Source organism: Stackebrandtia nassauensis DSM 44728, assembly GCF_000024545.1.
In the GTDB taxonomy this organism is placed as follows: Bacteria; Actinomycetota; Actinomycetes; order Mycobacteriales; family Micromonosporaceae; genus Stackebrandtia; species Stackebrandtia nassauensis.
In genome coordinates, this window is sequence record NC_013947.1 from 6,101,442 (window position 1) to 6,126,974 (window position 25,533).

Genomic DNA, 25,533 nt, shown 5'->3' on the forward strand with positions numbered 1-25,533 from the left:
GGATTGGGTAGCGCTCATCCTACGACGCCACCACGGTCTGTGGGGGCTGGGACCCAGATCACGCCTGGGGTAGCGGAATCCAAACCAGGTATTCGCACAACCGTTGCAGGCGCGGGTTTGTCAGGTCGCGGCGGGCAGAACGGTGCCACGGCGCAACTGTCGCGTGGACAGGTAGCGGCGGCGGTCGGTGATGACGATGGTCGCCAGTGTCCCGACGGCCAGCCAGGCGGCGAGCTGGACGGTTCCGGTGAGCATCAGCGCGTGGGTGTCGGTCACGGTGCCGCGCAAGGCGAGTGTCGCGGCGTGGGTGGGCAGGTAGCCCGCGACGGCGTACAAAGGGGACGGCAGCGTGGAGATGACGCCGGTGGCGGCGGTGAGCAGCAGGACGGTCAGCGACGCCAGTCGTCCGGCGCGGCCGAAGATCGCCACGGCGGCCTGGTTGAGGGACACAAAGGTCAGTGCGGCCAGCAGGGCGACGGCGCCGAAGCCCAGGGCCCGCATGATTCCCAGTCCCAGCACCGGAACCGCGATCACGGTGAGCGCGAGCGCGGCCAACACGGCGGCGCAGGAGCCGGGAACCGCGGTGCGCAGGATGATCCGCCAGGTGGCGGCACGGGCGGTCAGGACGGCGGCGGGAACGGCCCGGGTCACGATGTAGGTGGCCAACGCGAGTGCCCACAGTGCCATGGCGACGAACAGCGTCAACGCCAGCGGCCCGATGCCGGTGCGGGAGGCGTCGGCGTCGGTGGGATCGGCGGCCACGGTCTTGAGGTGGGCGCGTTCGTCCTTGGTGTAGCTGGGGACCTGGTCGCGGACCTGGTTCAGGCCGGACGCCAGCTCGCGGGCACCGTCGTCGACCTCCTTGGCGCCATCGCTAAGCTGGTCCGCCCCTGTGGACAGATTACCGGCTCCTGTGGACAGTCGTCCGGCTCCGGTGGCGAGCTGCCGGGCCCCGGTGTCCGCCTGCTGGATGCCGGAGTCGAGTTGCCGGGCGCCGTCGGCGGCCGAGGCGATACCCCCGGCCAGTTCCCCGGCCCGGGAGGCGAGGGTGGCGTTGCCGTCGGCGACCTGCCGAGCCCCCGACGCCAGGTCCCGCACCGCGTCGCGGGCGTCGACGGCGGCCTGCCGGATGGTTTCCCTGGCACCGTCCAGTTTTCCGGCGTTGGTCTCGAAGCGGTCAGCGGCCCGGTCCAGTCCCCGGCAGAATCCCGGGCTGCCGCCCCCGGCGGCGCAGTCATCGGCGAGCCGCCGGAACTCCCGGGCCGCCTCGCGCGCGGACGGCAGCGCGTCGATGGCGTCGATGATGCGGTTGGCCAGCGGGACCACGACCGAGGCGAGCTGTTCGTTTCCCTGCGCGACCTGCTCGGCGCCGTCAGCCAGCCGCTGGGTCAGCCGGGGCAACTGCGCGGTGTCCCGCTCGGCCTGCGACAGTCCACTGGAGAGTTGCGCTGAGCCGTCGGCGAGTTCGCCGGTACCCGACGCGAGCTGGTCGGCACCGCGCGACAGCTCGGCCGTGGCGGTGTCGAGCTGCGCGGCCCCGTCGGCCAGTTCCCCGGCGCCGTCGGACAGCTGCGAGGTTCCGTCGGCGAGCTGGCTGGCGCCGTCGGCGGCTTCGCCGAGTTTGTCGTGGATGGTGGTGAACGCGACGTAGATGTTGTCCAGATAGGTCTCGACGATCTGGTTGTCGAGGGAGTCCTGGGTTGCCGTCGCGATGGCGGTGACCAGTCGCGGGTCGGCGGCGCCGGTGGCGTCGGAGGTGCGGACCCGCAGCGTGGCCCGGGCGGCGTCGAGCGGCGGCTGGGTCGCGGTGGAGGTGGCCCGCCGCGAGAAGTCCTCCGGGATGGTGACGGTGGCGGCGTAACCGCCGTCGGCCAGCCCGGCCTCGGCGTCGTCGGCGTCGGTGAGAACCCACCGATAGGCGGAGTCCTCGCTGTGGCTGAGGATTCCGGCCAGCTGCCGTCCCAAGGGGATGGTCTGTCCGTTGACCTTGACGGGCTTGTCGTCGTTGACGATGGCCGCGGTGGCGGTGCCGTGATCAGCACCGGGCGACCAGTACGCCCACGTCAACAGCGACAGGATGAGGACCGGAACCGTGATGAGCCCGGTCCAGGTCTTCCAGGTCAGCGGCCCGGAAGCGATGGCGCGGGCCGAATCGGCGAACGGCTTGAACATCAGGCGACCTCGGCGGGTTGTGAGCGCAGGGCGAGCAGCTGGGTGCCTGCGGGCAGCAGGTCGTGGGCGCGGTCGGGGTCCTGGCAGGTCAGCACGACCGTCGCGGTCCGACCGTCACGGGTGCGACGCTCGGCCAGCTGGCGGCGTAGCGTGTCGCGGGCGTCGCCGCGCAGAACCAGATCAGCATCGTCCACAAGCAGCAGTTCGACTCCGTTAGCCAACGCGTCCCGCGCCGCCCCGGTCGGATCGGGAGTGGTGCGACAGGTGATGAGGGCGACCGAACCGCGTACGGCGTGGGTGTGTTGCGGCAGCACGTGACCGAGCACCTTGAGGTCGCCGTGCAGGTTCTTGACCCGTCCGGCGAGGGTGAACAGCAGCGCGGTCTTGCCGACCGGGCCGGGTCCGTGCAGGACGAGGACCTGACCCCGTTGTGCGTGAATGTCCATGGCGGACAGAACTGTTCGGCCCCGGTCGTCGTCGAGGCGCAGGTCCCGGGCACTGATCGCCTCATCGCTCCCGGGGGCGGGCCAGTCGGCCAGTCGCAGTTCGTGGACGAGGGAGTCGCCTTCGGCGTCGAACACCGGCAGCGCCCGGTCCAGTGTGGGAGGCAGTCCCCAGGCGCGGTGCCCCAGGAGTGCGAGCACGGCCGGGACGAGGGTCATGCGCACCAGGAACGCGTCGACGAACACACCGACAGCGAGGCTGAACGCGATGGGTTTGATGGTGGCGCTGCCTTCGGGGACGAACGCGGCGAAGACGGCGAACATGATGACGGCGGCGGCAACGACGACCCGGGACGCGGAGATGAACCCGGTCTCGATGGCGTGGTGGGGGTCGCCGCCGTGGACATAATCCTCGCGGATGCGCGACACGAGGAACACCTCGTAGTCCATGGCGAGTCCGAACAGGACTCCCATGAGGATGATGGGCAGGAAGCTGATGACGCTGCCGACGTGGGCCACGTTCAGGACGTCGGCGAGGTGGCCCTGCTGGAACACGAACGAGGTGGCGCCGAATGCCGCTCCCACCGACAGCAGGTATCCGGCGGTGGCTTTGATGGGCACCCAGATGGACCGGAACACCATCGCCAGCAGTACGAGCGACAGTCCGACAACGAGGATGCCGAACGGCAGCAGGGCCTTGCCGAGCTGTGCGGACACGTCGATGCCGACAGCGGTGATACCGGTGACGGCGGTCTTGGTGTCGTAGCGATCGAGGAAGTGCTGTTCCTTCTCCCGTAGGCGTTCCACGAGCGCGTCGGTCTGCGGCGAGTCGGGAGCGGTGGTGGGGATGACCTGGATGATCCCGGTGTCGCCCTTGGGGTTGGGCGTTGCCAGCGGGACGGATTCGACGCCGGGCAGGTCGCGAATCTCGTCGGCGATGTCGTCGACGAGCCCGATCGGGTCGCGGCTTTCGATGATGTCGGCGGTGACGATCAACGGCCCGTTGTAACCAGGTCCGAAGTGATCGTTGACCACGTCATAGGTGTCGCGGGCGGGAGACCCCACGGCCTCGGTGCCGTTGTCGGGCAGCGCCAGCCGCAGCTCGGCGGCGGGAATGGCGCAGACGCCGAGACCGACGACGAGCAACAGGACGGTCAACAGTGGAACCCTGGTGGCGGTACGCACCCACCACCGAGCGATCCGGGGTTTGGCGCGGGGCGGTTTGTTCTTGCGGCGCTTGGGCTTACGGGGCCGCATCCGATCGCCAGCGAACGACAGCAACGCCGGAACCAGGGTGACAGCGATGGCCACCGCGAACACGACCGCCACGGCCGCGGCCACACCCATCGTGGTCAGGAACGGAATACCGGCCACGGCCAGGCCCAACAGCGCGATGACAACGGTCAGGCCCGCGAAGATCACCGCCGAACCGGCCGTCGCGGTAGCCCGCGCCACCGACTCCTCGATGTCCAGTCCCTCACCAAGCTGATCCCGATGCCGCGACAACAAGAACAACGCGTAGTCGATCCCCACGGCCAGCCCCAGCATCACGGCCAACATCGGCGCGGTCGACGAGATCGGCACCACCAACGTCGCGGTCATGATCAGCGCGACCGAAACCCCGACACCCAACACGGCGGTCAACAGCGGCATCACCGAAGCGATGACGGAACGGAACATCAACAGCAGCACCAACAGCGCGACAACCAACCCGATGCCCTCGGTGGGACTGAGGGTCGGCACCGGATTCGAGAACGCCGCACCGCCGCTGTAAACCTTCGCTCCGGGACCGGCATCTTCAGCGAGATCTGCGGCGACGTCCTCCAAATCGGACCTGGTCGCGGCAGTGACCCCGGCCAGGTCCACATCGAGCGGAACAGCGATCAAAGCAGCCCGCCCGTCCCGGGAGACCGCGCCGGACACATCCTTACCGAACGGGTCCGCCGCGGCGGCAACCTGATCGAGGCGCTTGATCCGCTTCACCGCACTCGCGACGGCGGCCCGGTTGTCGGCGGTATCAACCTTCTCCCCCTCGGGCACGACCAGCACCAGCTGCGCCGAGGTCCCACTCACCTGCGGGAAGACCCGCTTCAGGTAATCGAGCGTGTCCTGCGACTCGGAACCGGGGATGGCGAACGCGTCGTCGGTGCCCTGGTTGAACAACAACGCCGACCCACCCGCCGCGACCAACAGCACCACCCACACGGCGACCACCAACACGCGGGCGCGGGCGGCCGCTCGCCCCAGCCGATAAAGGAACGACGACACGACCAGCCCCCGAAGTGGTCAACTACGTACGGTGATCGATCCTATATGCCACGTGGCATCGTCCACTTGGCTGACACGGGGCGGCGTGGCGTAACGCGACATGGGCCGCGTCTCCGTGGTGGAGGCGCGGCCCATGAGGGGTGGGTTAGCGGGCGTGGGTGGCTTCGCGGTAGCGCTTGTAGACCTCGATGGCGCTGACGATCAGGACGGCCGCGATGGCGACGGTGTAGAAGCTGTCGGTGGATAGCCATTCCTGGTCCAGATCGGACAGGAAGGCCGGGTTGAAGAACTCGCGTTGGTGGAGGACCCAGACCATCGGGAGGGCGAAGACGGCGTGGGCCGCGGTGTGCCAGGTGGCCAGGCGGATCGTCCAGGCCGGGCGGGTGGAGCGGATGAACTGGGTGATCGCGATTCCGGCGAGCCCGGCCAGGATCGGCCACATCCAGCCGGTCCATAGTGCGGGGTTGAGGATCTCGACTCGTTTGCCGCCGTCGAGGGCGTATGGCTGGCCGAAGTGCTGCCACACGATGAGGGCGATGACGAGCATGTCCCACAGGGCCGCGGCGACGGCGCCGAAGCTGTGGCGGTCGGTTTGGGGGGAGACCGGTAGGTCGTCCGGGCTCCAGGGTTTGGCGTCCTTGGCGAGCTGTTCGCGGCTGACGAAGCGGTCGATGAGGGCGAAGATGACGGTGAGCCAGGCGATCATCTGGCCGCCGACGGTGAGGATCGAGCCGATGCCCGCCGCGATGACCTCGCCGACGTCGCCGTTGTCGACGATCTCCAGGATCACCGTGGCCAGTACCGCGATCGGCAGGACGATGGTGAGCAGCATGGTGAGCAAGCGGATGTAGGGCGGGTACAGCTCGGGGCCGATCAGGGCCAGGGGGCGGTCGGCGTACCTGGCGGCGAGGCGGATCGGGTCACCCATCTCGGTGAGGACCTCGCGTTCGGCCTCGGCCGGGTTGTCCGACTCCCGGGCGTCGATGGTGTCGGCGATGGTGGTGCGCAGTTCCTCGGCGACGTCGTCGCGTTGGTCGGCCGGGATGCGGCGGACGACCTCGTGGACGTAGCGGTCGGTCAGGGTGATGGTCATCGTTCTTCCTTGGTCAGTTCGGACATCGAGGTGACGAGGGACTGCCATTCGCGCACCAGACCGGTGCAGACGGCGAGGCCCTCAGGGCTGGTCTTGTAGAACTTGCGGGGGCGGGATTCGTCGGTGTTCCATTCGCTGGCCAGCAGGCCCTGTTTCTCCAACCGCCGCAGGAGGGGGTACAGGGTGTTGCCGTCGACGGGGATGCCCGCGTCGTTGAGGGTTTCCAGGAGCGCGTAGCCGTACTGGGGTTGTTTCAGCAGGGCGAGGCAGGCGAGGACGACGGTGCCGCGCCGCAGCTCTTGCGCCTGGCTGAGTATCAGTTCTTCCGTGTCCATGCATGACACTATACAGTGCGCCGCACACTATTGTCTAGTAACGTGTATCGCGTGGCGTACAGGTCAATAGAATTCTCCGGACGTGTCGATTCCGGCCCCGCCCGTTCGACGCATGGTTGAGAGTCGGGGAAGGGCCCCGCGTCATCCGAAACCGAGGAGAAGGTCATGCCACGTTTCCTGTCGATCGCCTACCACGACGAGAACAACCGCCCCACGGCTCCGCCGAGCCCCGAGTTGCAGCAGAAGATGGGCGAGCTGTTCGAGGAGATCACCAAGGCCGGGGTGGTACTCGACATGGCCGAACTGACCCCGACCTCGCAGGCCACCCGCGGTTCGCTGGTGGACGGGAAGGTGCAGTACACCGACGGTCCGTTCACCGAGGCCAAGGAGGTCGTCGGCGGGTACACCGTCATCCAGGCCAAGGACAAGGCCGAGGCCCTGGAGTGGATGAAGCGGTTCCTGGAGGTCCAGGGCCAGTACGACGGCACCACGGTCGAGGTCCGCGAGATTCTCGAAGGCTGAACTGCTTTGATGGAAGGCTGTGACGGGAACAGACACAGCCCCCACGATCGAGACGGTGTTCCGCATCGAAGCCGCGCGGATCATCGCCGGGGTGACCCGCGTCGTGCGCGACATCGGCATCGCCGAGGAGTTGGCGCAGGACGCGCTGGTCGCCGCGTTGGAGCAGTGGCCGCGGTCGGGTGTCCCGGACAAGCCGGGCGCCTGGCTCATGGCCACCGCCAAGCATCGCGCCATCGATCTCGTCCGGCGCAAGGAGACCTACGCGCGCAAGCTCGCCGAGGTCGGCCGGACCCTGGAGGACGTGCCCCCGCCGCCCGAACCCGGTGACCCCGAGGACATCGACGACGACCTGCTGCGGCTGATCTTCACGTCCTGTCACCCCGTGCTGTCCACACAGGCCCGGATCGCGTTGACGCTGCGACTGCTGGGCGGACTCACCACCGAAGAGATCGCCCGCGCCTACCTGTCCTCCGAACCGACTGTCGCGCAACGGATCGTGCGGGCCAAGCGCACACTCGCCAAGGCGGGGGTGCCGTTCGAGGTTCCCTACGGCGAGGACCGCGGGGCCCGGCTGTCCTCGGTTCTGGAGGTCATCTACCTCATCTTCAACGAGGGCTACTCGGCCACGTCGGGAGAGAACCTGGTGCGGCCCGTCCTGTGCGAGGACGCGCTGCGGCTGGCCCGGGTCCTACAGGGACTGATGCCCGACGAGCCCGAGGTGCACGGACTGGCCGCGCTGTTGGAGTTCCAGGGCTCCCGGCTGCCCACGCGCACCGGCCCCGACGGGGAGCTGGTGCTGCTGGCCGACCAGGATCGCTCCAAATGGGACCGGCTGCTGATCCGGCGCGGCATGGCGGCCCTGCGGCGGGCGGGCGTCGGCGAGTACTCGTTGCAGGCGGCCATCGCGGCCTGTCACGCCCGCGCGAATCGTTACGCCGACACCGATTGGACCATGATCGCGTCGCTGTACGAGCGGTTGATGGCGCTGACGCCGTCCCCCGTGGTGGAGCTCAATCGGGCGGTGGCGGTGGCGATGGCCTACGGACCGCAGGCGGGCCTTGAGATCGTGGACGCGTTGGCCGAGTTGGGTTCGCTGTCGGACTACCACCTGCTGCCCAGTGTCCGGGGCGATCTGCTGGAACGGCTCGGCCGCACCGCCGAGGCGCGCGCCGAGTTCGAGCGGGCCGCCGCGCTCACCGGCAACGCCCGGGAGCGCGACCTGCTGCTGGCCCGGGCCGAGCGAATCCGGAAGTTACCCCTACCGCCGATGTTTGTGTTATCTCCACTGCCGAATCGGTTCCGGCGCCGGAGGTTTGAGGTCCAACCCCGATGTTGAGGAGGACCCCTTGCCCGCCGACTCCCCCGTCCGCCGTGAACCCACGGTGTGGACGCGACGCCTGCAACTGCTCACCGCCGTCTACTCCGTCGTCACGACCGTGGGCACCGCGATCGTGCTCGGCTATGTCACACCGGAGGTGCTGGCCGAACGCACCACCGCCAGCGCCGCCGAGATCGACGGCTTCCTGCCCGGTTTCCGGGCCGTCGGGGTGACGTTCCTGGTGTTGAACGCCTTGGGTATCGCGGCGTTGTGGAATCGACGCTGGATCTTCTGGGTCGCGATGCTGACGAACCTCGCCCAGGCGGTCGGGTTCTTCACCGTGGACTTCGAGACCACCGGCATGCGCGACCTCGCCGTCCTGGGCACCTGGATCACCGACGGCGGGGGCGGACTGCTTGGCCTGGTGCTGTTGGGTTTCCTGATCCGGTACCGCTCCGCCTGGGCGTACCGGCGGGTCGCCGGTTAGCTCGCGCCGGTCAGCAGCCTGCGGGTGCGGGCCGGGGCGGTGGCGGGGATCGAGTCGAGGATGTCGGCGAGGGTGACGCCGGCGAGGCTTCGCCGCCAGGCGTCGTGGGCGTCGTACATCCTGGCCGCCAGGACGCAGGTCCTGCGACAGTCCTTCTCGGGCAGCGCGCCGCGACCCTGCTGCCGGATCTCGCGGCATTCGTAGGGCGATGCGGTGCCGTCGACGGCTTCGACGATGGCCAGCAGCGTGACCTCGGCGGCGGGTTTGGCGAGCCGGAAACCGCCGCGAGCCCCCGTCGTCGCGGCGAGGATGCCCGCCTTGACGAGGACCTGAAGCTGTTTGGCCAGGTAGGCCGGGGGCAGGTCGTAGTACTCGGCCAGCTGGGCGGCCGAGGCGCTGTGCCCGGGTTCGAGCTGGGCCAGGGTGGTGGCGCTGTGCAGCAGCCATTCGGTGCTGGTGGGTAGCTTCACACCCGCCATCCTAACTCGGATATTGCGGACCCATAAGGTCCGAGTTACATTGAATGGCGTACTCACCGACAGGAGACTGGAACATGAAGATCGCGGTAGCCGGAGCGACCGGCAACATCGGCAAACTCACCGTCGCGGCCCTGGAGAAGCAGGGTCACGAGGTCGTCGGCATCAGCCGCTCGCTGGGCGTCGACCTGGCCACCGGCGAGGGTCTGGACGCGGCGCTGACCGGCGTCGAGGCCGTCATCGACGTCACCAACATCCCGATCTTCGAAGAGGAAGCGGTGGTGAAGGCGTTCAACGCCACGACCGGCAACCTGCTGGCCGCCGGACAACGCGCGGGCGTGCGTCACCACGTACTGCTGTCGATCACCGGAACCCAACGGGTCAAAGGCAACCCGCACTACGCGGGCAAACGCGAACAGGAGCGGCTGGTGTCGTCGGGGCCGGTGCCGTGGACGATCGTCCCGGCCGCGCAGTTCCACGACTTCGCCGAGATGGTCGCCGGATGGACCGAACAGGACGGTGTCGCCACGATCGCCCCGGCCCTGGTACAGCCGATCGCCCAGGAGGACGTCGCCGACATCCTCGCCGAGGTCGCCGTCGGCGAACCGCAGGGTTACCACGTGGACATCGCCGGTCCGGACAAGCAGGACCTCGTCGACATGGCCCGCCGCTCCTACCAGGCCCGCGGCCGCGACATCACGCTCGTGCCCAGCTGGGAGTCGGTGTTCGGCCCCGACATGGCGGGCAACGTGATGCTGCCCGGCGACAACGCCCGCATCGCCCCGACCAGCTTCGACGACTGGCTGGCACGCCAGAGCTGAGGCTGGGGAGCCGCTACGACGGGAATTCCCAGAGGTGGACCGGGTCGCGGTGCGCGCTGCTGATGAGGACGGGGCGGCTGTCGAGGTCGGCTATCCGCACCCCGAAAACCTCACTGTTGTGCCCCTGCGGTTGGCCCAGCAATCGGCATCCCGCCAGGTCCCACACGCGAATGGTGCCGTCGCTCGCCCCGGTGACGGCGAACGGACGTCCGTGCACGGTGGCCGCTGTCAGGCAGCTGATCTCACCGCCGGGCACGGTCATCCGTTCGCCCCATTCGCTGGATTCGAGATCTCCCAGCACCACGCTGTTCTCGCCCGCGGCGACCACCCGCGTGCGACCGTCCACCGAGGCCAACGCGAACTCGGTGAGCTCCTCGTCGAGGTCGTCGAATTCGGCGAGGGGCCGCTCTTCCTCGATGTCCCACACCAGGACGCCGCCGTCGCTGCCACCGGCCACCACGACCGGCCGACCCGTCCACAGTCCCGCCGCGGCGGCGCTACTGGTGCCCGACCGGCATTCCAGCTCCTCAATGTCCACCACGGAGTCGTCCTCCGGTCCAGCGTCGGACGGGTCCCACAGGACGAAGCCCTGGTGGTCACCTCCGCCGCCGATCACGATCCGGCCGTCGACCACCGCGGCACCCAGCGACGTGAGCTCCGTATGAGGGAACTCCTCAGCCGGGACGTCAAGTTCGTACCGCGTCCAGCGGTCACTCGCCGGATCCCAGGTGCACACGAGCCGGTCCCGGTCGGGGCTGCCGACGAGGAGCACCCGACCGCCAACGGTGACCAGGTCGAAATCAACGATGTGATCGCAGGAGGCGGGCAGGCTGGAGATCAGGGGAGTCGACATACCGGCACCTTGCCAGAGCACGGCCCGTGACGACTTTCGCGGTATCACATTAATAAATGAACCACCATTTATTAATGTGATACCGTCGAGCGCGAGAGGAGGAATCCATGCCACGACCACGCGCCACCACCGACGCCGACATCCTCGCCGCCACCGGACGCGCCATCGGCGCCCACGGGCCCGCCAAGCTCACCCTGGCGCATATCGGCGCCGAGGCGGGGATCTCCCCGGCGACCCTGTCGCAACGCTTCGGGTCGAAGCGGGGCCTGCTGCTCGCGTTCGCCGCCGACGCCGCCGCCACTGCCTCGGCACCCTTCCACAGGGCGCGGGCCGCGAACGACTCGCCGCTGGCGGCGCTGCACGCCGTCGCCGCCGAATTCGCCGGTCACATGTCCACCCCCGAGGTGATGGCCAATCACCTCGGCATGCTCCAGCTCGACCTGTCCGACCCCGAGTTTCGGGTCCACGCCGCCGCGCACACCCGCGCGGTGGAAGCGGCACTGCGGGAGCTGATCACCGACGCCGTCGCGGCGGGCGAACTGTCGCCCGGCACCGACGCGCCGCGGCTCGCCCGCGCCGTCAACATCACCATCGACGGCTCGCTGCTGCGGTGGGCCCTCACCAGCGACGGTGACCCCGCCGCCCTGCTGCACGACGATCTCGACCATCTACTGAGGAGAACCCCGTGACCTTCACCGCCACCGTCTTCATCGGCACCAGCCTCGACGGCAATATCGCCCGCCTCGACGACGACCTGGACTGGCTGACCTCGCGCGGCGAGCAGGCCGGCGACATGGGCTTCTTCGAGTTCCTCGACTCGGTCGACGCGGTCGCCATGGGCCGCAACACCTACGACAAGGTCATCGGCTTCGGTGAGGAGAACTGGCCCTTCGGTGACCGCCACGTCGGCGTCCTGAGCACCACTCTGCCCGAGGACGCCGACCCGCGCGTCACGGTCTACCGCGATCTGGACGACCTCGTCGCCGACTTCGATAAGCGGGGCATCACCCACGTCTACCCCGACGGCGGACGACTGATCCAAAGTTTCGTCCGCGCCGGTCGCATCGACCGGTTCATCATCAGTGTCGCCCCGGTCCTGATCGGCGCCGGTCACCGGCTCTTCGGCGAACTGTCCCACGACGTCCCGCTTCGCCTGGACTCGGTGGCCGACGTCGGCGGCGGCTTCGCGCAGCTTCGCTACACGGTAGACAAATAGCGGCCGGTCAGCGCCGAGCCGCTCACCGGCCCGCCGACGACAACCGTTCAGGTGCCTGGGAAGTCAAGGCCCGTCGGGAGACCAGGGCGATGGCCAGCGCGAGTCCGACGAGGACGGTGCTGGCCCAGACGGGGCCCAGGTCGCCGTGACCGGCGGTGAGTGTTGCCCCGGCCGCGATCGGGCCGAGGGCCGCGCCCACGTTGAGGGCGGCGGTGGCGTATGAGCCGCCCATCGTTGGGGCACCCGAGGCCGCGTACAGGACCCGGGCGATCAGGGTGCTGCCCAACGCGAAGGACAGGACGCCTTGGGTAAACGTCAGGGCCAGGAGGGCCAGTGGTTCGGTGGCCAGCAGGGCCAGGGCGATCCAGCCGAGCAGTTGCAGCGGGCCCGCGATCGCGATGACGAGTCCCGGGCGGGCGTCGGACAGGCGTCCGGCGAGGTTGACGCCGAGGAACGAGCCGAGGCCGAAGACGACCAGCACCACCGATATCCACAGGTCGGGGAGGGACGCGGTGTCGGTGACGATCGGGGCCAGGAACATGAAGGTGCCGAAGGTGGCCGCGTTGACCAGCGCGCCCAGCGACATGACCAGGATCAGCCGGGGGCGGGCGAGCTGGGCGAGTTCGGAGCGCAGACCGGGGGCGGTGTCTGATTCACTGTGGATAGAGCGGGTCGGGATTCCCTTGAGGATGCCGAGGGCCGCTGGGAGGCAGAGGATCGCGATCGCCCAGAAGGTGGCGCGCCAGTCCAGCAGCGTGCCCAGTAGTGCTCCGCCCGGGACACCGGCGATGGTGGCCGCGGTGGTGCCCGACAGCAGGACGGCCAGGGCGCGGCCCTTGCGGTCGGCGGCCACCAGGGTTGCCGCCGTGGTGAGGGCGACGGCGAGGAAGCCCGCGTTCGCCAGCGCCGCGAGGATCCGGGTGAGCAGCAGGATCGTAAAGTTCGACGTCAGGGCCGCGATGATGTGGGTGGCGGCGGAGGCGGCGATGAAGGCGAGCAGGGTGTGGCGGGCGGGCCAGCGGCGGGCGAGCGCCGCCATCAGCGGGGCGCCGACGACCATGCCGACGGCGAAGGCCGAGGTCAGCAGACCGGCGGTCGCGACGGAGACGTCGAGGCTCGCGGCGATGTCGGGTAGGAGACCGGCGAGCATGAATTCGGATGTGCCCATGGCGAACACGGCCAGGGCGAGCAGGTAGAGCGGAAGCGGCATCGGGAAACTCCGAGGTGAGGAGAGGAACGGGAAACGGTCGTCTCGTCACCGCGGTCAGCGCTCCTGGCGCGCGCGAAGGCGTCCCGGGCGGTTACCGCCACGGGTGAGCGAATGAACTCAGCTGTTCAGGGGGCTGACGGCGGGACCGTAAACCCCCACCTTGGACGCTTCGGGGCTCGACATGGCCGGCACACTACCCGACGGGGTCCGTCGGGGCGCAACCGTTTTTTCGGTCAGGCCAGCCGGGGCAGGTCGGCCTGGGTGACCTCGCCCAGCAGGGCTTCGCCGTCGAAGAACCGCTTGGTCTCGGCGACGGCGTACTCGCCGAGCAGTGCGATCTCGCTGCCCTCGGCTCCGGCCAGATGCGGGGTGACCCATACGTTGGGCAGCAGCAGGAGTGGGTGCCCGGCGGGGAGGGGTTCGGGGTCGGTGACGTCGAGGATGGCGTCGACGCGGCCGTCTCGGCAGTGGCCGACGAGGGCTTCGGTGTCGACAAGGGAGCCCCGGGCGGTGTTGATGAGGACGGTGCCGTCGCGCATCAGGCTCAGGCGTCGGTCGTCGATGAGGTGGTGGGTCTCGGCCAGTTCGGGGGCGTGGACGCTGACCACGTCGGAGCGTTGGCACAGTTCGTCGAGCGGGACGAGTTCGGCACCGAGTGCGGCCAGCTTGTCGGCGCCGCGGTACGGGTCGGACACCAGGATTCGCAGGTCGTAGCCGCGCAGCAGTTCGATGACCCGGCGGCCGATCCGGGAGGCGCCGACGATGCCGATGGTGCGGCCGACGTAGCCGCAGTCGCGCGGGTGGGTCTCGGGGACCCCGTCGGCGGCGTAGTTCGCGGCTCGGGTGAAGGCGCGTTTGGTGGCCAGCAGGATGGTCGCGCGGGTGTACTCGGCGACCGGTTCGGCGTTGGCGGAGGCCGCCGAGGTGACGGTGATGTCGCGCGACCACACGTGCGCGGTGACGTGGTGCTTGATGGATCCGGCGGCGTGGGCGATGAGACGCAGGCGGGGCATGAGCTCCAGCGCGGCGTCGTCCACTGTGGGGCACCCCCAGCCGGTCACCAGGAAGTCGGCGCGGGCCAGGGCGTGGCGGGCTTCGGGTGCGGCGAAGTCGGCGACCAGCAGCCCGGGGTCGGCGTCGGCGAAGGACAGCAGCCGGGCCAGGACCGCGGGGGTCAGCGCCGTCTCGCGGGCGAAGCGGCTCATGGCGAAGACACCGAGGGGTTTGGCGGACACAGGGCCTCCACAACGTCCAAAACGATGAGTAATCGGTTTCTAGAAGGTAGCAGGAACCGCGCAAGAAATATCTGGACCACCTCTTGTCAAGATCATAGAAACCGAATATCTTCAGCCCAAGCTCTCAGTGAGGAGGCTCACCGGTGGCCCCAACCCCCGTCGCCACACCCCCGCGTAGCGCTCCCCCCAAGACCGCGACCGTCCGCACGGTCAAGGCGCGCCGCGCACCACTGCGCGACCGGCTGCGCCGCGACTGGCTGCTGTTGCTGCTGCTGGTACCCGGCGTCGGCTACTTCCTGGTGTTCCACTACGGCGCGCTGTTCGGCAACCTGATCGCCTTCAAGGACTACGTGCCGTTCTACGGCGTGTGGGCCAGCGAGTGGATCGGCGTCCAGAAGTTCACCGACCTGGTCGGCAACACCGAGTTCTGGCAGGCCACCTGGAACACCGTGTCGATCTCGTTCCTGCAGCTGCTGTTCTACTTCCCCGCGCCGCTGGGGCTGGCGCTGCTGCTGCACAGCCTCACCCGCGACAGCATCCGCCGCTTCGTCCAAAGTGTCGTCTACCTGCCGCACTTCATCTCCTGGGTCATCGTGGTGGCGCTGTTCCAGCAGGTGCTCGGCGACGTGGGCGTCCTCAACGGGCTGCTGGCCGACGGCGGACTGTCCACCGTCGACATCATCGGCAACCCGGACGCGTACAAACCGCTGGTGATCGCGCAGGTCATCTGGAAGGAGTGCGGCTGGGGCACCATCATCTTCCTGGCCGCGCTGGCCGGGGTGAACGAGCAGCTGTACGAGGCCGCGGCCATCGACGGCGCGGGCTGGTGGCGGCGCACCTGGCACGTCACGCTGCCCGCGATCCGCCCGGTCATCATCCTGCTGCTGATCCTGCGGCTGGGCGACATCCTGACCGTCGGCTTCGAGCAGTTCTTCCTGCAGCGCAACGCCGTCGGCCCCGAGGCGGGCGAGGTGCTGGACACCTTCGTCTACTACATGGGCATCCAGAACGGCGACTTCAGTCTCGGCGCCGCCGCCGGACTCATGAAGGGCGTCGTCGGGCTCGTCCTGGTCTACACCGCCAACAAGATCGCCCACCGGCTCGGAGAATCGGGAGTGTACAAGTCGTCATGAGCGCACACCGTCCCGCGTGGATGGGCAAACCATCCCCATTGGTCAAAGCGGCCAAGGCCGTCGCCCTGGTCATCGTCGTGGCCCTGGTGCTGTTCCCGTTCTGGACGATCGTGGCGACCTCGATCGCCAGCCCCGAAGAGGTCATCGACAACGGCGGCTGGGTCGTCATCCCGACGTCGTTCTCGTTCAAGGCTTACGAGGACATCATCTCCGGCGGCATCATCACCGACGCGCTGCTGCGCAGCGTCGGCATCACCGTGGTCGGCACCCTGTTGAGCCTGGTGGCGACGGTGTTCCTGGCCTACGCGCTGTCGCGGCCGGGTGTGGTGGGCGGCAAGCCGATCCTGCTGCTGATCCTGTTCACGTTCCTGTTCCCGCCCGCCATGATCCCGTCCTATCTGGTGGTTCAGGAACTGGGTCTGAAGGAGAACTACCTGTCGCTGATCCTGCCGGTGCTGGTCAACGTGTTCAACCTGGTGGTGATGCGCGGCTTCTTCCAGTCGGTGCCCGGCGAACTCATCGAGGCCGCCCGGCTCGACGGCGCCGGGGACTTCCGGATCCTCACCAGGGTCGTGATGCCACTGTCCAAAGCGGTCATCGCGGTGGTCGGGCTGTTCTACGCCGTGGCGTACTGGAACTCCTTCTTCACCGCGATCCTCTACCTGGACTCGGATCAGTGGCCGGTGCAGGCGATCCTGCGGCAGTACGTCACCCAGAACACCGCCATCTCCGACACCGCCGAATCGACGGTCCAGAACTCTCCACAGTCAACGAAGATGGCGGTCGTCGTGCTCGCCACCCTCCCCATCGTGATCGTCTACCCGTTCGTCCAGCGGTTCTTCGCCAAGGGCGTTCTCACCGGCGCGATCAAATCCTAGAAAGAGAGACAAATGTCGGATTTCAACCTGAAACGGCGTGACGCCCTCAAGATGGGCGGGGTCGCCGCGCTCGTCTCGACCGCCGGACCGGCCCTGGTGGCCTGTAGCGGCGGCGGTGGCGGCGACGTCAGCAACAAGGGCAAGGACCTGGTCCCCTACCCCGACTACATCAAGGCCGACGGTCCCGAACCCGACCTGCCCGGCGACGAGAAGACCGGCCTGCAGGGCGGATACACCAAGTACCCCAAGGAGATCGAGTCGACCGGCTGGGACAAGCCGGGCGACGGGTCGAAGGTGCGCGCCGCGATCATCACCTACGGGGTGCCGCCCAAGAAGAACGACTCCTTCGTCAAGGCCGTCAACGACGCGCTCGGCGTCGAACTGGACATCGAGCTCATGCCCGGCAATGAGTGGAAGGAGAAGATGACCACGCTGACCGCCAGCGACGACATGCCCGACATCGTCATGTTCGGCGTCGGCGAGATCATCCCCCGCGAACACGAGTTCATCCAGGCCAACTGCGCCGACATCTCGGATCTGGTCAGCGGCGACAACATCAAGGACTACCCCGGCCTGGCCAACATCCCCACCTACGCATGGAAGGGCGTGGGACGCATCGGCGGCAAGCTGTACGGCATCCCCACCGAGCGCCCCGTGTTCGGCGGCTGCCTCATGGTCAACCGCACCGCACTGGACAAGGTGGACGCTCCGGTCGAGTGGACCAAGGACGAGTACGTCAAGGCCATGGCCGAGTTGACCAAGGGCAAGAAATACGGCCTGGGCATGTCCAACGACCTGTGGATCGACTACTGGGCCGGATCTCTGGGCGCCCCCAACGAGTGGAAGGTGTCGGGCGGCAAGTTCACCACCGCCTTCGAGACCGACCAGTTCAAGGGCGCGATCGAGATGCTGGCCAAGCAGTTCGCCGACAAGCACGTCTACCCCGACAGCCCCAACCAGCCCAACATCGAGAACAAGACCCACTACGCCAACACCACCGTCCACGCCTACCGCGACGGCTGGGGTGCCATGGGCACCAAGGCGTTCCAGGACGCCAAGGACGGGTACACCCTCGACTTCGGTTACCCCTTCGCCGACACCGACCCCACGCCGTGGGCCGGGAACGGCTACTTCGGGTACGTCGTGTTCAAGAAGGCCAAGAAGGAGCGGCTGAAGATGCTGCTCGACATCTGCAACTACCTGGCGGCGCCGTTCGGCACCAAGGAGTACGAGCTGTTCAACTACGGCGTCGAGGGCAAGCACTTCGAGCGCGACGGCGACGGCGTCCCGATCGCGACCAAGCTGTGGGAGAAGGAGAACAAGACCAACTACCCGATCTCCTATATCTCCGCCGCGCCGCTGACGCTGTTCTACCCGGGCTACCCCGATCAGGTGGAGCGGGTCTACGAGTGGGAGAAGAAGGTCGCCGGGATAACCATCCCCAACCCGATGACGGGGCTGCGCTCCAAGGCCGTCACCCAGAAGTACAACGAATGCCGCAAGACCGTCCTGGACGGTGTCCTGGACGTCATCTTCCGCGGCAAGGACATGAAGAGCTTCGACGAGACGCTCAAGAAGTGGCACTCCAAGGGCGGCGACGTCATGGCCGAAGAACTCGCCGAGGAGTACGAGGCGTCTGAGGAATAATGGGTCCACATCCTTTCAAGACAGTGGAGTCCTCGTGAACCAGACACCGGCGCGGCGCGCGACCATCCGTGATGTCGCGCGTCGCGCCGGTGTATCCGTCGCCACCGCGTCGCGGGTGCTGTCGGAGAGCAGCTATCCCGTCAGCGACCGCATGCGCTCCAAGGTGCTGCGCGCCGTCCACGACATGGACTATGTGGTCAACGCGCACGCGCGGGCGCTGTCGGGGGTGCGGCCCAAGATGGTGGCGATGGTGTCGGGCTCGATGAGTTCACCGTTCTACTCGGATATCGCCGCCGGGGTCGCCGAGGCCGCCGCCGAGGACGACCGGCTGTGCATGTACGCCTCCAGCCAGGGCGAAGCGGACACCGAGCTGGCGATCGTGTCGCTGATGCGGGAACAGCAGGCCGACGCGGTGATCCTCATCGGCGGCGTGGTGCCCACCGAGGAGTACGCCGAGCGGATGACCCGCTACGCCGAGAGCCTGGCCGCCGCCGGTTCCCGGTTGGTGCTGTGTGGACGGCCCGGGCTGGCCGCCGACATCGGGGCGTTCGTGGTGACCTACGACAACGCCGACGGTGCCTTCGCGATCATCAGCCACCTGGCCGAACGCGGGCACCGGCGGATCCTGCACCTGGCGGGCAACGAGGGCAACACCACCGCGGAGGACCGGGTGCAGGGGTGCCGTCGGGCGCTGGCCGCGCACGGTATCGACGAGAACCCCGGCCTGACCGTGTACGGGAACTTCAACCGCGCCTCCGGCTATGAGCGGATGAAGCGGCGGCTCGCACACGGGTGTGACTTCACCGCGGTGTTCTGCGCCGACGACACTGTCGCGGCCGGGGCGATGCGAGCGCTGACCGAGGCCGGACTGCGGGTGCCGCAGGACGTCTCGGTGGTGGGCTACAACGACTGCAACCCGGCCCCCGACCTGACCCCGAGCCTCACCACCGTGCACATCCCGGCCCACGAACTGGGCCGGGCGGCGGTACGGCTGGCGCTGGCCGACAACCCCGTCGAGCGTCAGGTCACGCTCGGCACCCACATCGTGATCAGGAACTCGGTCGCGGCGCCACCGTGAGCGGCAGGGCCTTGCGGGTGGCGGGGTGCACCGCCAGCTGGCCGATCCGTTCGCGTTCGGCGCACAGTTCGGCGAGCTTGGCGTAGGCGCCCTTGCCGATCAGCTCGATCAGTTCCGCCTCGTAGCTGCGGTACACCGGCTGGGCGCCGACGTGGGCGCTGGGCGCCGAGGCGCACCACCAGTCGAAGTCGTGCCCGCCCGCTCCCCAGGCGCGGCGGTCGAACTCGCCGATCCAGGTGATCTCGGCGACCGAGCCGTCCGCCCGCTCTACTGTGGAATAGTCGCGCTTGACCGGCACCTGCCAGCACACCTCGGGCTTGTACTTCAGCGGGTGGACGCCGTCGCGCAGCGCCTGCGCGTGCAGGGCGCAGCCCATCCCGCCGGAGAAGCCGGGCCGGTTGTGGAAGACGCAGGCGCCGTCGACGGTCGCGGTCTTGCGCGCCGGTTGCTCCACCCCGTCGTCATCGGCGAGCGTGTCGTCGACGACGACGTCGGCGTAGTCGGCGCGATAGTTCTGCCAGGTCTCGGGCGTCAGCTTCGCCGCCGCCTTGCGGACCCGTTCCTCGTCGTCGGCCTCGGTGAAGAAGGCGCCGTGCACACAGCAGCCGTCGTCCGGGTTCTCGGCGTCGATGCCCGGGCAACCCTGCCCGAAGATGCACGTCCACCGCGACAGCAGCCAGGTCAGATCCGCGCGCACGATCGTGTCGGAGTCGTCGGGGTCTGGAAACTCGATCCACTCCCGGGGAAAGTCCAGCCCCGTCTCCTCGGTGTCCCTCACGTCGACCAGCCTATTACCGCGGTTACCCTGAGACGATGGCCGGTGCGTCCCCACCAGTATTGCTCTCGACATCCTCCGTATATCCGGAACCGACCGCGGTGGCGTTCGAGCTCGCGGCCAAGCTCGGCTACGACGGGGTCGAGGTGATGGTGTGGACCGACAGCGTCAGTCAGGACTTCCGGACGCTGGCCACACTGTCCGATCACTATGGAGTGAAGGTGGGCTCGGTGCACGCGCCCTGCCTGCTCATGACCCAACGGGTGTGGAGCAAGGACCCGTGGGAGCGGCTGCGCCGCGCCGCCGTCATGGCCGAACACCTGGAGGCGTCCACCGTCGTCATCCACCCGCCGTTCGCCTGGCAGCGCGGCTACGGCCGGGTGTTCCCCGCCGGGCTGGAGCGGATGGCGCAGCGGTTCCCGCAGCTGCGGTTCGCGGTCGAGAACATGTACCCGATCAAGATGGCGCGCAAGGGTTTCGTGCCCTACGCGCCGCACTGGGACCCGACCAACCCCGGCTACGACAACTACACCCTCGACCTGTCGCACTGCGCGGCGTCGAACTCCGACGCGCTGGAGATGGCCGAGCGGATGGGGTCCAACCTGACCCACGTCCACCTGGGTGACGGCGCCGGTCCCGGGCGCGACGAGCACGCGGTACCGGGGCGCGGCAACCAGCCGTGCGCCGAACTGCTGCGCAAGCTGGCCACCTCGGGCAACGACTTCACCGTCGCGGTGGAGGTGTCGACCCGCAAGTCCGGGCACCGCGCGGTCCGTGAGGCCGATCTGGCCGAATCACTGAATTTCGCGCGCCGCCATTTGGAGGGTTAGGCGGCGGCCGCCGCGGCCGCCTCACGTTTGCGGGCCCGGTGGGCCGCGACGTGCGAGCGGGTGGCGCAGCGTTCCGAACAGAACCGGCGGCAGTTGTTGGAGGACGTGTCCAGGTACACGTTTCCGCAGCGTGCGTCGGCACACACCCCGAACCGGGCCCCCTTGTAGCGGCACAGCCAGGACGAGAGCCCCCACACCGCCCCGGCGACGAACTCCGAGGCGACGGCCGAACCACGGCTGGTCACGTGCATGTGCCAGTCCTGGTCGCTGTGCCCCGAGATGCGCGGTTGCACCGGGAACTGTTGCAGCAGGGTGTTGAGTATCTCGACGGCTCCGGCGTCGTCACCGGAGGAACCCTTGACGAAGACCTCGCGCAGTTTGCGTTTGGCACGCCGGAGGGTGGACAGGTCGCGTTCGGTGGCCCGTTCGGTCCACCAGACACGCCCCCCAAAGAAGTCGTGCAGACTCGCCATATCTGTCAACTCGGCGTTGACCAGGTCGGCGGCGGTTTGAGCGTAGGCATCGAAGTCCACATCCCATACGGTAGACAATTCTGGCGCGAGTAACCAGTAACGAACGAGGCAAGCCCTTACCCGCTTAACGTCTGTTCAGTTTCGGTCGGACCCGCGGCCCCGGCTCCGCACTGTGGAGATACGCTCGCTGTCATGCTGCGATCCATCATTCTCGCCGCGGCACGCTCATCGCGTCTCGAACGTCTCACGGCCACCGCACCGGTGAGCCGGAACGTTGTCAAGCGGTACGTGGCGGGCACCGACACCAACGACGCGCTGCGAACCAGCCGCGAACTGGTCGACTCCGGCCTGAAGGTCAGTCTCGACTACCTGGGTGAGGACACGCTCACCACCGACCAGGCCGAGTCCACCCGGGACGAGTACCTCAAGCTGCTGTCCGCGCTCAAGACCGAGGGCCTCACCCCGGCCACCGAGGTCAGCATCAAGCTGTCGGCGCTGGGACAGCGCTTCGACGAGGAGCTGTCGCTGAGCCTGGCCGAGGAGATCTGCACGGCCGCGGCCGACGCCGACACCACGGTGACGGTCGACATGGAGGACCACACCACCACGGACATCACCCTCGACGCCGTCGGCAAACTGCGGCAGCGGTTCAGCGGCACCGGGGCGGTACTGCAGTCCTACCTGCGCCGCACCGAGGCCGACTGCCGCGAGTTCGCGGTCAAGAACTCCCGGGTCCGGCTGTGCAAGGGCGCCTACGCCGAACCGGAGTCGGTGGCCTACCAGAACCGGCTCGAGGTGGACCGCTCCTACGTGCGCTGCGTCAACACCCTGATGAGCGGCGAGGGCTACCCGATGCTGGCCACCCACGACCCCCGGCTGGTGGAGATCGCCATCGACCGGGCCAAGTGGTACGACCGCGGCCCGCACTCCTTCGAGTTCCAGATGCTGTACGGCATCCGGCCCGACGAGCAGCGGCGGCTGGCCGAGGCCGGTTACCAGGTGCGGGTCTACGTCCCCTTCGGGGACCAGTGGTACGGCTACCTGATGCGGCGGCTGGCCGAGCGACCGGCGAACCTGCGGTTCTTCATGCAGTCGCTCAAGAGCAGGAAATAACCCGAACACGCGACGAGGCCGCCCACGCCATTGTGGACGGCCTCGAACCTTCCCCGGTTAAGAGCCGAAAGTTCCGCTCTTGATCTGCTCGGTGAAGCCCTCCCACCCGGCGGCGTCGGCCAGCAGGACCGGGCAGTCCCGCCGGGCGCTCAGCTTCGAATCGCGCAGCCCAACCGTGCGGGCGCTCAGCTGCGCGACCTCCACGCACTCGTTGTTCGCGAAGCTGCGAGCGGCCTTGCGCCACACGGGGTGCCGAAACTCTGTTCTGTACACGATGTACTTCTCTTTCCGCTGTAGTTCTAGCTGTATTCCCCGATCACCCGTTCAAGGAACCGCGACGTCCGCTCCGGACTGAGGGCCGTGTCGGCGAGGCGATCGAAACGGAGGGAAAACGATCGCAGATCCTCAGGATCATCCAAGATGACTTCGCCCGCGAAACCCTCGCTGTATACAACGTCCGGATCGGGAGGTAGGAAACGCATCAAAGCGAACGAACCCGGCATCCCTTCGTGCGCACCGTTTTCGAAGGGAAGCAGCTGAACACGAAGGTGTGACGACTCCGCCGCCGAGCGCAGCCGACGCAGCTGCGCGGCCATCACCGCCGGGCCGCCGACCTGACGGCGCACCACCGCCTCGTCCAGGATCACCCAGTTGTTCGGCGGGTTGGGCTCGGCGAGCCGGCGCTGCCGCTCGGCGCGCATCAGCAGCCGCCGCTCAATGTCCTCCCTAGTGGACTCCGGGGCGGTGGCGGCGATGACGGACTTGGCGTACTCGGGCGTCTGCAGGATGCCGGGGATCGCGGTGACCGACACCCGCCGGATCGAGGTGGCCACGGTCTCCAGCTCCATGAACCGCCGGAAGCTCCCGGCGACCTCGTTGTTGTACTTGACCCACCAGCCGCCGCGCCTGCCGCCCTGGGCGGCCAGCTCCCGCAGCTCGTCCCGCACCGTGGCGTCGGTGACCCCGTACAGGTCGAGCAGCGCGAACAGATCGCGCCGGTTGACCCGGACGTCACCATTCTCTATACGTGAAATCTTCGATTCCGAGCAGTCGAGTTGCTGACCTGCCAGTTCTCGCGAAACCATTGCCTCCTCCCGCAACTGGCGCATGGTGGAGCCCAGGCGACGCCGCCGCAATGACGGGCTTTGACGCGCCTGCGGTTCCTGAGATGACATGTCCGAACCTCCACGCTCAACCGGTTTGGGAGTACTCCTGTGTGGCACAACGATCCAGCAGCCGATTTGGTAACGCCAGCACCGGAAAGCACATTCGGACTTAGTGGACAATTCCTGTACCCGCGATCGTTACCGAATCGCAATCCCGAGGGTTGTGGTCAGTTGCGAGTGCCTCATACTGTGATGCAGTGACCTATGGTGCGCCACCCCCCGGCCAACCCCAGCAGCCACCCGTCCCGGGTCCCAGTGACAACCCCTGGGCGCCCCCGACGCAGCGCTCGGGGCCACCCGACGCTGTCCCGAACCAGCAGCCACAACAGCCGCGGCAACCGGCTCCCCAGCAGCCCGCGGCGGCCCCGCACATCCCGGCACCCCGGCCGCCGCAGACCCCGACGCAGCCCACGCCCCCCGGCACGACGTACGGCGCCCCGGCCAGCCCGGCCCAGTACGGACAACCCGGGCAATACGGTCAGCCGGGACAGTACGGTCAGCCCGGCCAGTTCGGGCAACCCGCCCGGTTCGGCATGCCGCAGGCACCTACCCCCGGCTTCCCGCCGCCCGGACTGCCCGGCCAGTACCCGCCCGGCTTCCCGCCGCCGCGCGCCACGACGTCCAAACGCTCGATCGGCCTGGTCGCGCTGATCCTGGCGGCGGTGCTGCTGTCGGGTGTGTCGATGATCCTGGGCTTCACACTGGGCGGCCAGGGCGGCAAGCTCGCCGAGGGCGCCATCCCGGCACCGGCCGAGGGCGAGGCCCCGTCCGAGGCGTTTATCAAGGAGAAATCCGAGGTCCTGCTCGACGAATCCGCCGAGGGCCTGCTGGACGGCGACGAGGACACCTGGCTGTCGGCCTACGACAGCAGCATCCACGACCAGATGAAGAAGCAGTACACCTCGCTGAAGGCGCTGCAGGTCTCGAACTTCGACTACCAGATCATCGGCGACCCCAACGGCCGCGACTCGGAGTGGACCGTCAAGGTCGGCCTCAACTACTGCTTCGGCGCCAAGAAGGGCGGCAAGTGCGCCCCCACCGGGATGATCTTCGACACCCAGTGGCGCTGGCAGGACCAGGAACTGCTGGCCACCCAGGTCAGCGAGTCGTCCACCAAACCCGACGAGAGCTCGCAGTTCTCGATCGGCGCCCGTCCCTGGGAGGTCGAGGAGCTCAAGGCCGAGGCCGGTGACCGCGCCGTCGTGGCCGCCACCGACAACGCCTCCGACGACTACGACGTCAAGGAGACCCTCGAGATCGCCGAGGCGGCGGCCGAGAACGCCGACAAGTACGCCGTCTACGGCAAGGTCGACAAGTACGTGATCTTCCTGGGCGACGACGCCGACATCGCCAAGTGGTACGGGCTGGGTTCGGGTCTGCCGCAGCAGGCCATCGGCTTCGCGCTGCCGTTGCCGCAGATCGACAAGGAGGGCAAGCCGGTGCCGGGCGGCTCGGAGGTCGTCCTGTTCGCCGAGCGGCTCAAGCAGATCGAGAAGGACTTCGGCAAGGAAGGCAAGGAGGAGTTCGAGGCCACGGTGCGGCACGAACTGGGTCACGTGGCGACGCTGCACCACAGCCCGCCGCACACCCCCAAGGACCAGAACGCCGACTGGTGGCTGTCGGAGGGCATCGCCGAGCTGATCGATCATGATCCCAAGGAGAAGATCGACGACTACCCGCGCGAGAAGCAGGCCAAGGAATTCCTCAAGAGCAGCTCCTGGGACGGCGAGCTGATCGCGCCCGAGGGCAACGACCCGTACGGCTCCGCGAAGTACGGCGTCGCCTTCTACTGGACGTATTACCTGTACGACGAGTACGGCAAGGACAAGTTCATGGACTTCTTCGAGCGGGTGGCCCGCAAGGGCGACGACCCGGAGGAAGCCGCGAAGGAGTCCTTCGACAAGTCGTACGAGGACATCCTCAAAGAGTGCAAGAAATACGTGAAAAAAGAGGTGCTTTAGGCGCGTCCGTAACTCGTCTAACACCCGGAA

General features: G+C 68.0%; 25 protein-coding genes. 13 read left to right on the forward strand and 12 right to left on the reverse strand.

Features of this window, described 5'->3' with window-relative positions; all coding sequences use genetic code 11:
- Window positions 1-120: 120 nt before the first annotated feature.
- From SNAS_RS28400 to SNAS_RS28415, 4 genes are all read right to left on the reverse strand, one after another.
- The gene (locus SNAS_RS28400) at window positions 121-2,172 is read right to left on the reverse strand and encodes a YhgE/Pip domain-containing protein (protein WP_013020940.1); all 2,052 of its coding nucleotides are present in this window, start codon (window positions 2,170-2,172) and stop codon (window positions 121-123) included.
- Entirely contained in the window at window positions 2,172-4,883 is a 2,712-nt protein-coding gene (locus SNAS_RS28405; RefSeq protein WP_013020941.1) for an MMPL family transporter, read from the reverse strand. Before SNAS_RS28405 ends, SNAS_RS28400 begins: the two co-directional genes overlap by 1 nt.
- Window positions 4,884-5,028: 145 nt before the next feature.
- Window positions 5,029-5,976 carry an HAAS signaling domain-containing protein gene (locus SNAS_RS28410; RefSeq protein ID WP_013020942.1) on the reverse strand — a complete coding sequence of 316 codons (948 nt, stop codon included), beginning with the start codon at window positions 5,974-5,976 and terminating at the stop codon, window positions 5,029-5,031.
- Window positions 5,973-6,311, reverse strand: coding sequence for a PadR family transcriptional regulator (locus tag SNAS_RS28415; RefSeq protein ID WP_013020943.1), 339 nt, complete (start codon window positions 6,309-6,311; stop codon window positions 5,973-5,975). The genes SNAS_RS28410 and SNAS_RS28415 overlap by 4 nt, the downstream gene beginning before the upstream one ends.
- Before the next feature lie 165 nt (window positions 6,312-6,476).
- Here SNAS_RS28415 and SNAS_RS28420 point away from each other — a divergent pair, with 165 nt between their 5' ends.
- The 3 genes from SNAS_RS28420 to SNAS_RS33465 are packed head-to-tail and all read left to right on the forward strand — an operon-like array spanning window position 6,477 to window position 8,638.
- Window positions 6,477-6,833 (forward strand): YciI family protein, encoded by a 357-nt coding sequence (locus tag SNAS_RS28420; RefSeq protein ID WP_013020944.1) that lies wholly within the window; start codon window positions 6,477-6,479, stop codon window positions 6,831-6,833.
- A 19-nt stretch (window positions 6,834-6,852) separates the two neighbouring features.
- Complete coding sequence (locus SNAS_RS28425; RefSeq protein ID WP_013020945.1) at window positions 6,853-8,169, forward strand: RNA polymerase sigma factor; 1,317 nt, start codon at window positions 6,853-6,855, stop codon at window positions 8,167-8,169.
- A 10-nt stretch (window positions 8,170-8,179) separates the two neighbouring features.
- A complete protein-coding gene (locus tag SNAS_RS33465) occupies window positions 8,180-8,638 on the forward strand; it encodes a hypothetical protein (protein ID WP_013020946.1) in 459 nt (152 codons plus the stop codon).
- Here the strand turns inward: SNAS_RS33465 and SNAS_RS28435 are convergent.
- On the reverse strand, window positions 8,635-9,108 hold the full coding sequence (locus SNAS_RS28435; RefSeq protein WP_041625230.1) for an RrF2 family transcriptional regulator: 474 nt from the start codon (window positions 9,106-9,108) through the stop codon (window positions 8,635-8,637). The genes SNAS_RS33465 and SNAS_RS28435 overlap by 4 nt on opposite strands.
- Window positions 9,109-9,191: 83 nt before the next feature.
- Between SNAS_RS28435 and SNAS_RS28440 the strand changes: the two genes are divergently transcribed.
- Entirely contained in the window at window positions 9,192-9,935 is a 744-nt protein-coding gene (locus SNAS_RS28440; protein WP_013020948.1) for an SDR family oxidoreductase, read from the forward strand.
- Window positions 9,936-9,948: 13 nt separating this feature from the next.
- Here SNAS_RS28440 and SNAS_RS28445 read toward each other — a convergent pair whose 3' ends face one another.
- Window positions 9,949-10,788, reverse strand: a complete 840-nt coding sequence (locus SNAS_RS28445) for a WD40 repeat domain-containing protein (RefSeq protein ID WP_013020949.1) — start codon at window positions 10,786-10,788, stop codon at window positions 9,949-9,951.
- A gap of 107 nt (window positions 10,789-10,895) precedes the next feature.
- On the opposite strand from SNAS_RS28445, the gene SNAS_RS28450 reads away from it, so the two are divergent.
- Both SNAS_RS28450 and SNAS_RS28455 read left to right on the forward strand, forming a co-directional pair.
- The gene (locus SNAS_RS28450) at window positions 10,896-11,477 is read left to right on the forward strand and encodes a TetR/AcrR family transcriptional regulator (protein ID WP_013020950.1); all 582 of its coding nucleotides are present in this window, start codon (window positions 10,896-10,898) and stop codon (window positions 11,475-11,477) included.
- A complete protein-coding gene (locus SNAS_RS28455) occupies window positions 11,474-12,004 on the forward strand; it encodes a dihydrofolate reductase family protein (RefSeq protein WP_013020951.1) in 531 nt (176 codons plus the stop codon). Before SNAS_RS28450 ends, SNAS_RS28455 begins: the two co-directional genes overlap by 4 nt.
- A 22-nt stretch (window positions 12,005-12,026) precedes the next feature.
- Here SNAS_RS28455 and SNAS_RS28460 read toward each other — a convergent pair whose 3' ends face one another.
- Together SNAS_RS28460 and SNAS_RS28465 are read right to left on the reverse strand one after the other, a co-directional pair.
- Window positions 12,027-13,214 carry a Cmx/CmrA family chloramphenicol efflux MFS transporter gene (locus tag SNAS_RS28460; RefSeq protein ID WP_013020952.1) on the reverse strand — a complete coding sequence of 396 codons (1,188 nt, stop codon included), beginning with the start codon at window positions 13,212-13,214 and terminating at the stop codon, window positions 12,027-12,029.
- Window positions 13,215-13,447: 233 nt separating this feature from the next.
- Window positions 13,448-14,449, reverse strand: a complete 1,002-nt coding sequence (locus tag SNAS_RS28465) for a hydroxyacid dehydrogenase (protein ID WP_013020953.1) — start codon at window positions 14,447-14,449, stop codon at window positions 13,448-13,450.
- 143 nt (window positions 14,450-14,592) lie between these two features.
- On the opposite strand from SNAS_RS28465, the gene SNAS_RS28470 reads away from it, so the two are divergent.
- The 4 genes from SNAS_RS28470 to SNAS_RS28485 are packed head-to-tail and all read left to right on the forward strand — an operon-like array spanning window position 14,593 to window position 19,185.
- Window positions 14,593-15,582 carry an ABC transporter permease gene (locus SNAS_RS28470; protein ID WP_013020954.1) on the forward strand — a complete coding sequence of 330 codons (990 nt, stop codon included), beginning with the start codon at window positions 14,593-14,595 and terminating at the stop codon, window positions 15,580-15,582.
- Entirely contained in the window at window positions 15,579-16,460 is an 882-nt protein-coding gene (locus tag SNAS_RS28475; RefSeq protein WP_013020955.1) for a carbohydrate ABC transporter permease, read from the forward strand. The genes SNAS_RS28470 and SNAS_RS28475 overlap by 4 nt, the downstream gene beginning before the upstream one ends.
- A 12-nt stretch (window positions 16,461-16,472) precedes the next feature.
- Window positions 16,473-18,107, forward strand: a complete 1,635-nt coding sequence (locus SNAS_RS28480) for a type 2 periplasmic-binding domain-containing protein (RefSeq protein ID WP_013020956.1) — start codon at window positions 16,473-16,475, stop codon at window positions 18,105-18,107.
- 34 nt (window positions 18,108-18,141) lie between these two features.
- A complete protein-coding gene (locus SNAS_RS28485; RefSeq protein WP_013020957.1) occupies window positions 18,142-19,185 on the forward strand; it encodes a LacI family DNA-binding transcriptional regulator in 1,044 nt (347 codons plus the stop codon).
- Here SNAS_RS28485 and SNAS_RS28490 read toward each other — a convergent pair.
- Window positions 19,157-19,963, reverse strand: a complete 807-nt coding sequence (locus SNAS_RS28490) for a DUF3109 family protein (protein WP_013020958.1) — start codon at window positions 19,961-19,963, stop codon at window positions 19,157-19,159. The two genes, SNAS_RS28485 and SNAS_RS28490, sit on opposite strands and share 29 nt — an antisense overlap.
- Before the next feature lie 35 nt (window positions 19,964-19,998).
- On the opposite strand from SNAS_RS28490, the gene SNAS_RS28495 reads away from it, so the two are divergent.
- On the forward strand, window positions 19,999-20,790 hold the full coding sequence (locus SNAS_RS28495) for a sugar phosphate isomerase/epimerase family protein (protein WP_013020959.1): 792 nt from the start codon (window positions 19,999-20,001) through the stop codon (window positions 20,788-20,790).
- On the opposite strand, the gene SNAS_RS28500 is transcribed toward SNAS_RS28495, so the two are convergent.
- Entirely contained in the window at window positions 20,787-21,323 is a 537-nt protein-coding gene (locus SNAS_RS28500; protein ID WP_013020960.1) for a CGNR zinc finger domain-containing protein, read from the reverse strand. The two genes, SNAS_RS28495 and SNAS_RS28500, sit on opposite strands and share 4 nt — an antisense overlap.
- 132 nt (window positions 21,324-21,455) lie before the next feature.
- On the opposite strand from SNAS_RS28500, the gene SNAS_RS28505 reads away from it, so the two are divergent.
- Window positions 21,456-22,376 (forward strand): proline dehydrogenase family protein, encoded by a 921-nt coding sequence (locus SNAS_RS28505; protein ID WP_013020961.1) that lies wholly within the window; start codon window positions 21,456-21,458, stop codon window positions 22,374-22,376.
- A gap of 57 nt (window positions 22,377-22,433) precedes the next feature.
- On the opposite strand, the gene SNAS_RS28510 is transcribed toward SNAS_RS28505, so the two are convergent.
- Together SNAS_RS28510 and SNAS_RS28515 are read right to left on the reverse strand one after the other, a co-directional pair.
- Window positions 22,434-22,649, reverse strand: a complete 216-nt coding sequence (locus SNAS_RS28510) for a DUF397 domain-containing protein (protein WP_013020962.1) — start codon at window positions 22,647-22,649, stop codon at window positions 22,434-22,436.
- Window positions 22,650-22,675: 26 nt separating this feature from the next.
- A complete protein-coding gene (locus tag SNAS_RS28515; protein WP_013020963.1) occupies window positions 22,676-23,551 on the reverse strand; it encodes a helix-turn-helix domain-containing protein in 876 nt (291 codons plus the stop codon).
- Between the two features lie 188 nt (window positions 23,552-23,739).
- Here SNAS_RS28515 and SNAS_RS28520 point away from each other — a divergent pair, with 188 nt between their 5' ends.
- Complete coding sequence (locus tag SNAS_RS28520) at window positions 23,740-25,503, forward strand: M1 family metallopeptidase (protein ID WP_144300670.1); 1,764 nt, start codon at window positions 23,740-23,742, stop codon at window positions 25,501-25,503.
- Window positions 25,504-25,533: the final 30 nt, after the last annotated feature.

What these genes read in the sequence shown, in the direction of transcription:
- SNAS_RS28400 (WP_013020940.1), bottom strand. Translation starts at nt 2,172, where the DNA reads ATGTTCAAGCCGTTCGCCGATTCGGCCCGCGCCATCGCTTCCGGGCCG.
- SNAS_RS28410 (WP_013020942.1), bottom strand. Translation starts at nt 5,976, where the DNA reads ATGACCATCACCCTGACCGACCGCTACGTCCACGAGGTCGTCCGCCGC.
- SNAS_RS28480 (WP_013020956.1), top strand. Translation starts at nt 16,473, where the DNA reads ATGTCGGATTTCAACCTGAAACGGCGTGACGCCCTCAAGATGGGCGGG.
- SNAS_RS28440 (WP_013020948.1), top strand. Translation starts at nt 9,192, where the DNA reads ATGAAGATCGCGGTAGCCGGAGCGACCGGCAACATCGGCAAACTCACC.
- SNAS_RS28450 (WP_013020950.1), top strand. Translation starts at nt 10,896, where the DNA reads ATGCCACGACCACGCGCCACCACCGACGCCGACATCCTCGCCGCCACC.
- SNAS_RS28505 (WP_013020961.1), top strand. Translation starts at nt 21,456, where the DNA reads ATGCTGCGATCCATCATTCTCGCCGCGGCACGCTCATCGCGTCTCGAA.
- SNAS_RS28460 (WP_013020952.1), bottom strand. Translation starts at nt 13,214, where the DNA reads ATGCCGCTTCCGCTCTACCTGCTCGCCCTGGCCGTGTTCGCCATGGGC.
- SNAS_RS28515 (WP_013020963.1), bottom strand. Translation starts at nt 23,551, where the DNA reads ATGTCATCTCAGGAACCGCAGGCGCGTCAAAGCCCGTCATTGCGGCGG.
- SNAS_RS28475 (WP_013020955.1), top strand. Translation starts at nt 15,579, where the DNA reads ATGAGCGCACACCGTCCCGCGTGGATGGGCAAACCATCCCCATTGGTC.
- SNAS_RS28445 (WP_013020949.1), bottom strand. Translation starts at nt 10,788, where the DNA reads ATGTCGACTCCCCTGATCTCCAGCCTGCCCGCCTCCTGCGATCACATC.
- SNAS_RS28495 (WP_013020959.1), top strand. Translation starts at nt 19,999, where the DNA reads ATGGCCGGTGCGTCCCCACCAGTATTGCTCTCGACATCCTCCGTATAT.
- SNAS_RS28420 (WP_013020944.1), top strand. Translation starts at nt 6,477, where the DNA reads ATGCCACGTTTCCTGTCGATCGCCTACCACGACGAGAACAACCGCCCC.
- SNAS_RS28415 (WP_013020943.1), bottom strand. Translation starts at nt 6,311, where the DNA reads ATGGACACGGAAGAACTGATACTCAGCCAGGCGCAAGAGCTGCGGCGC.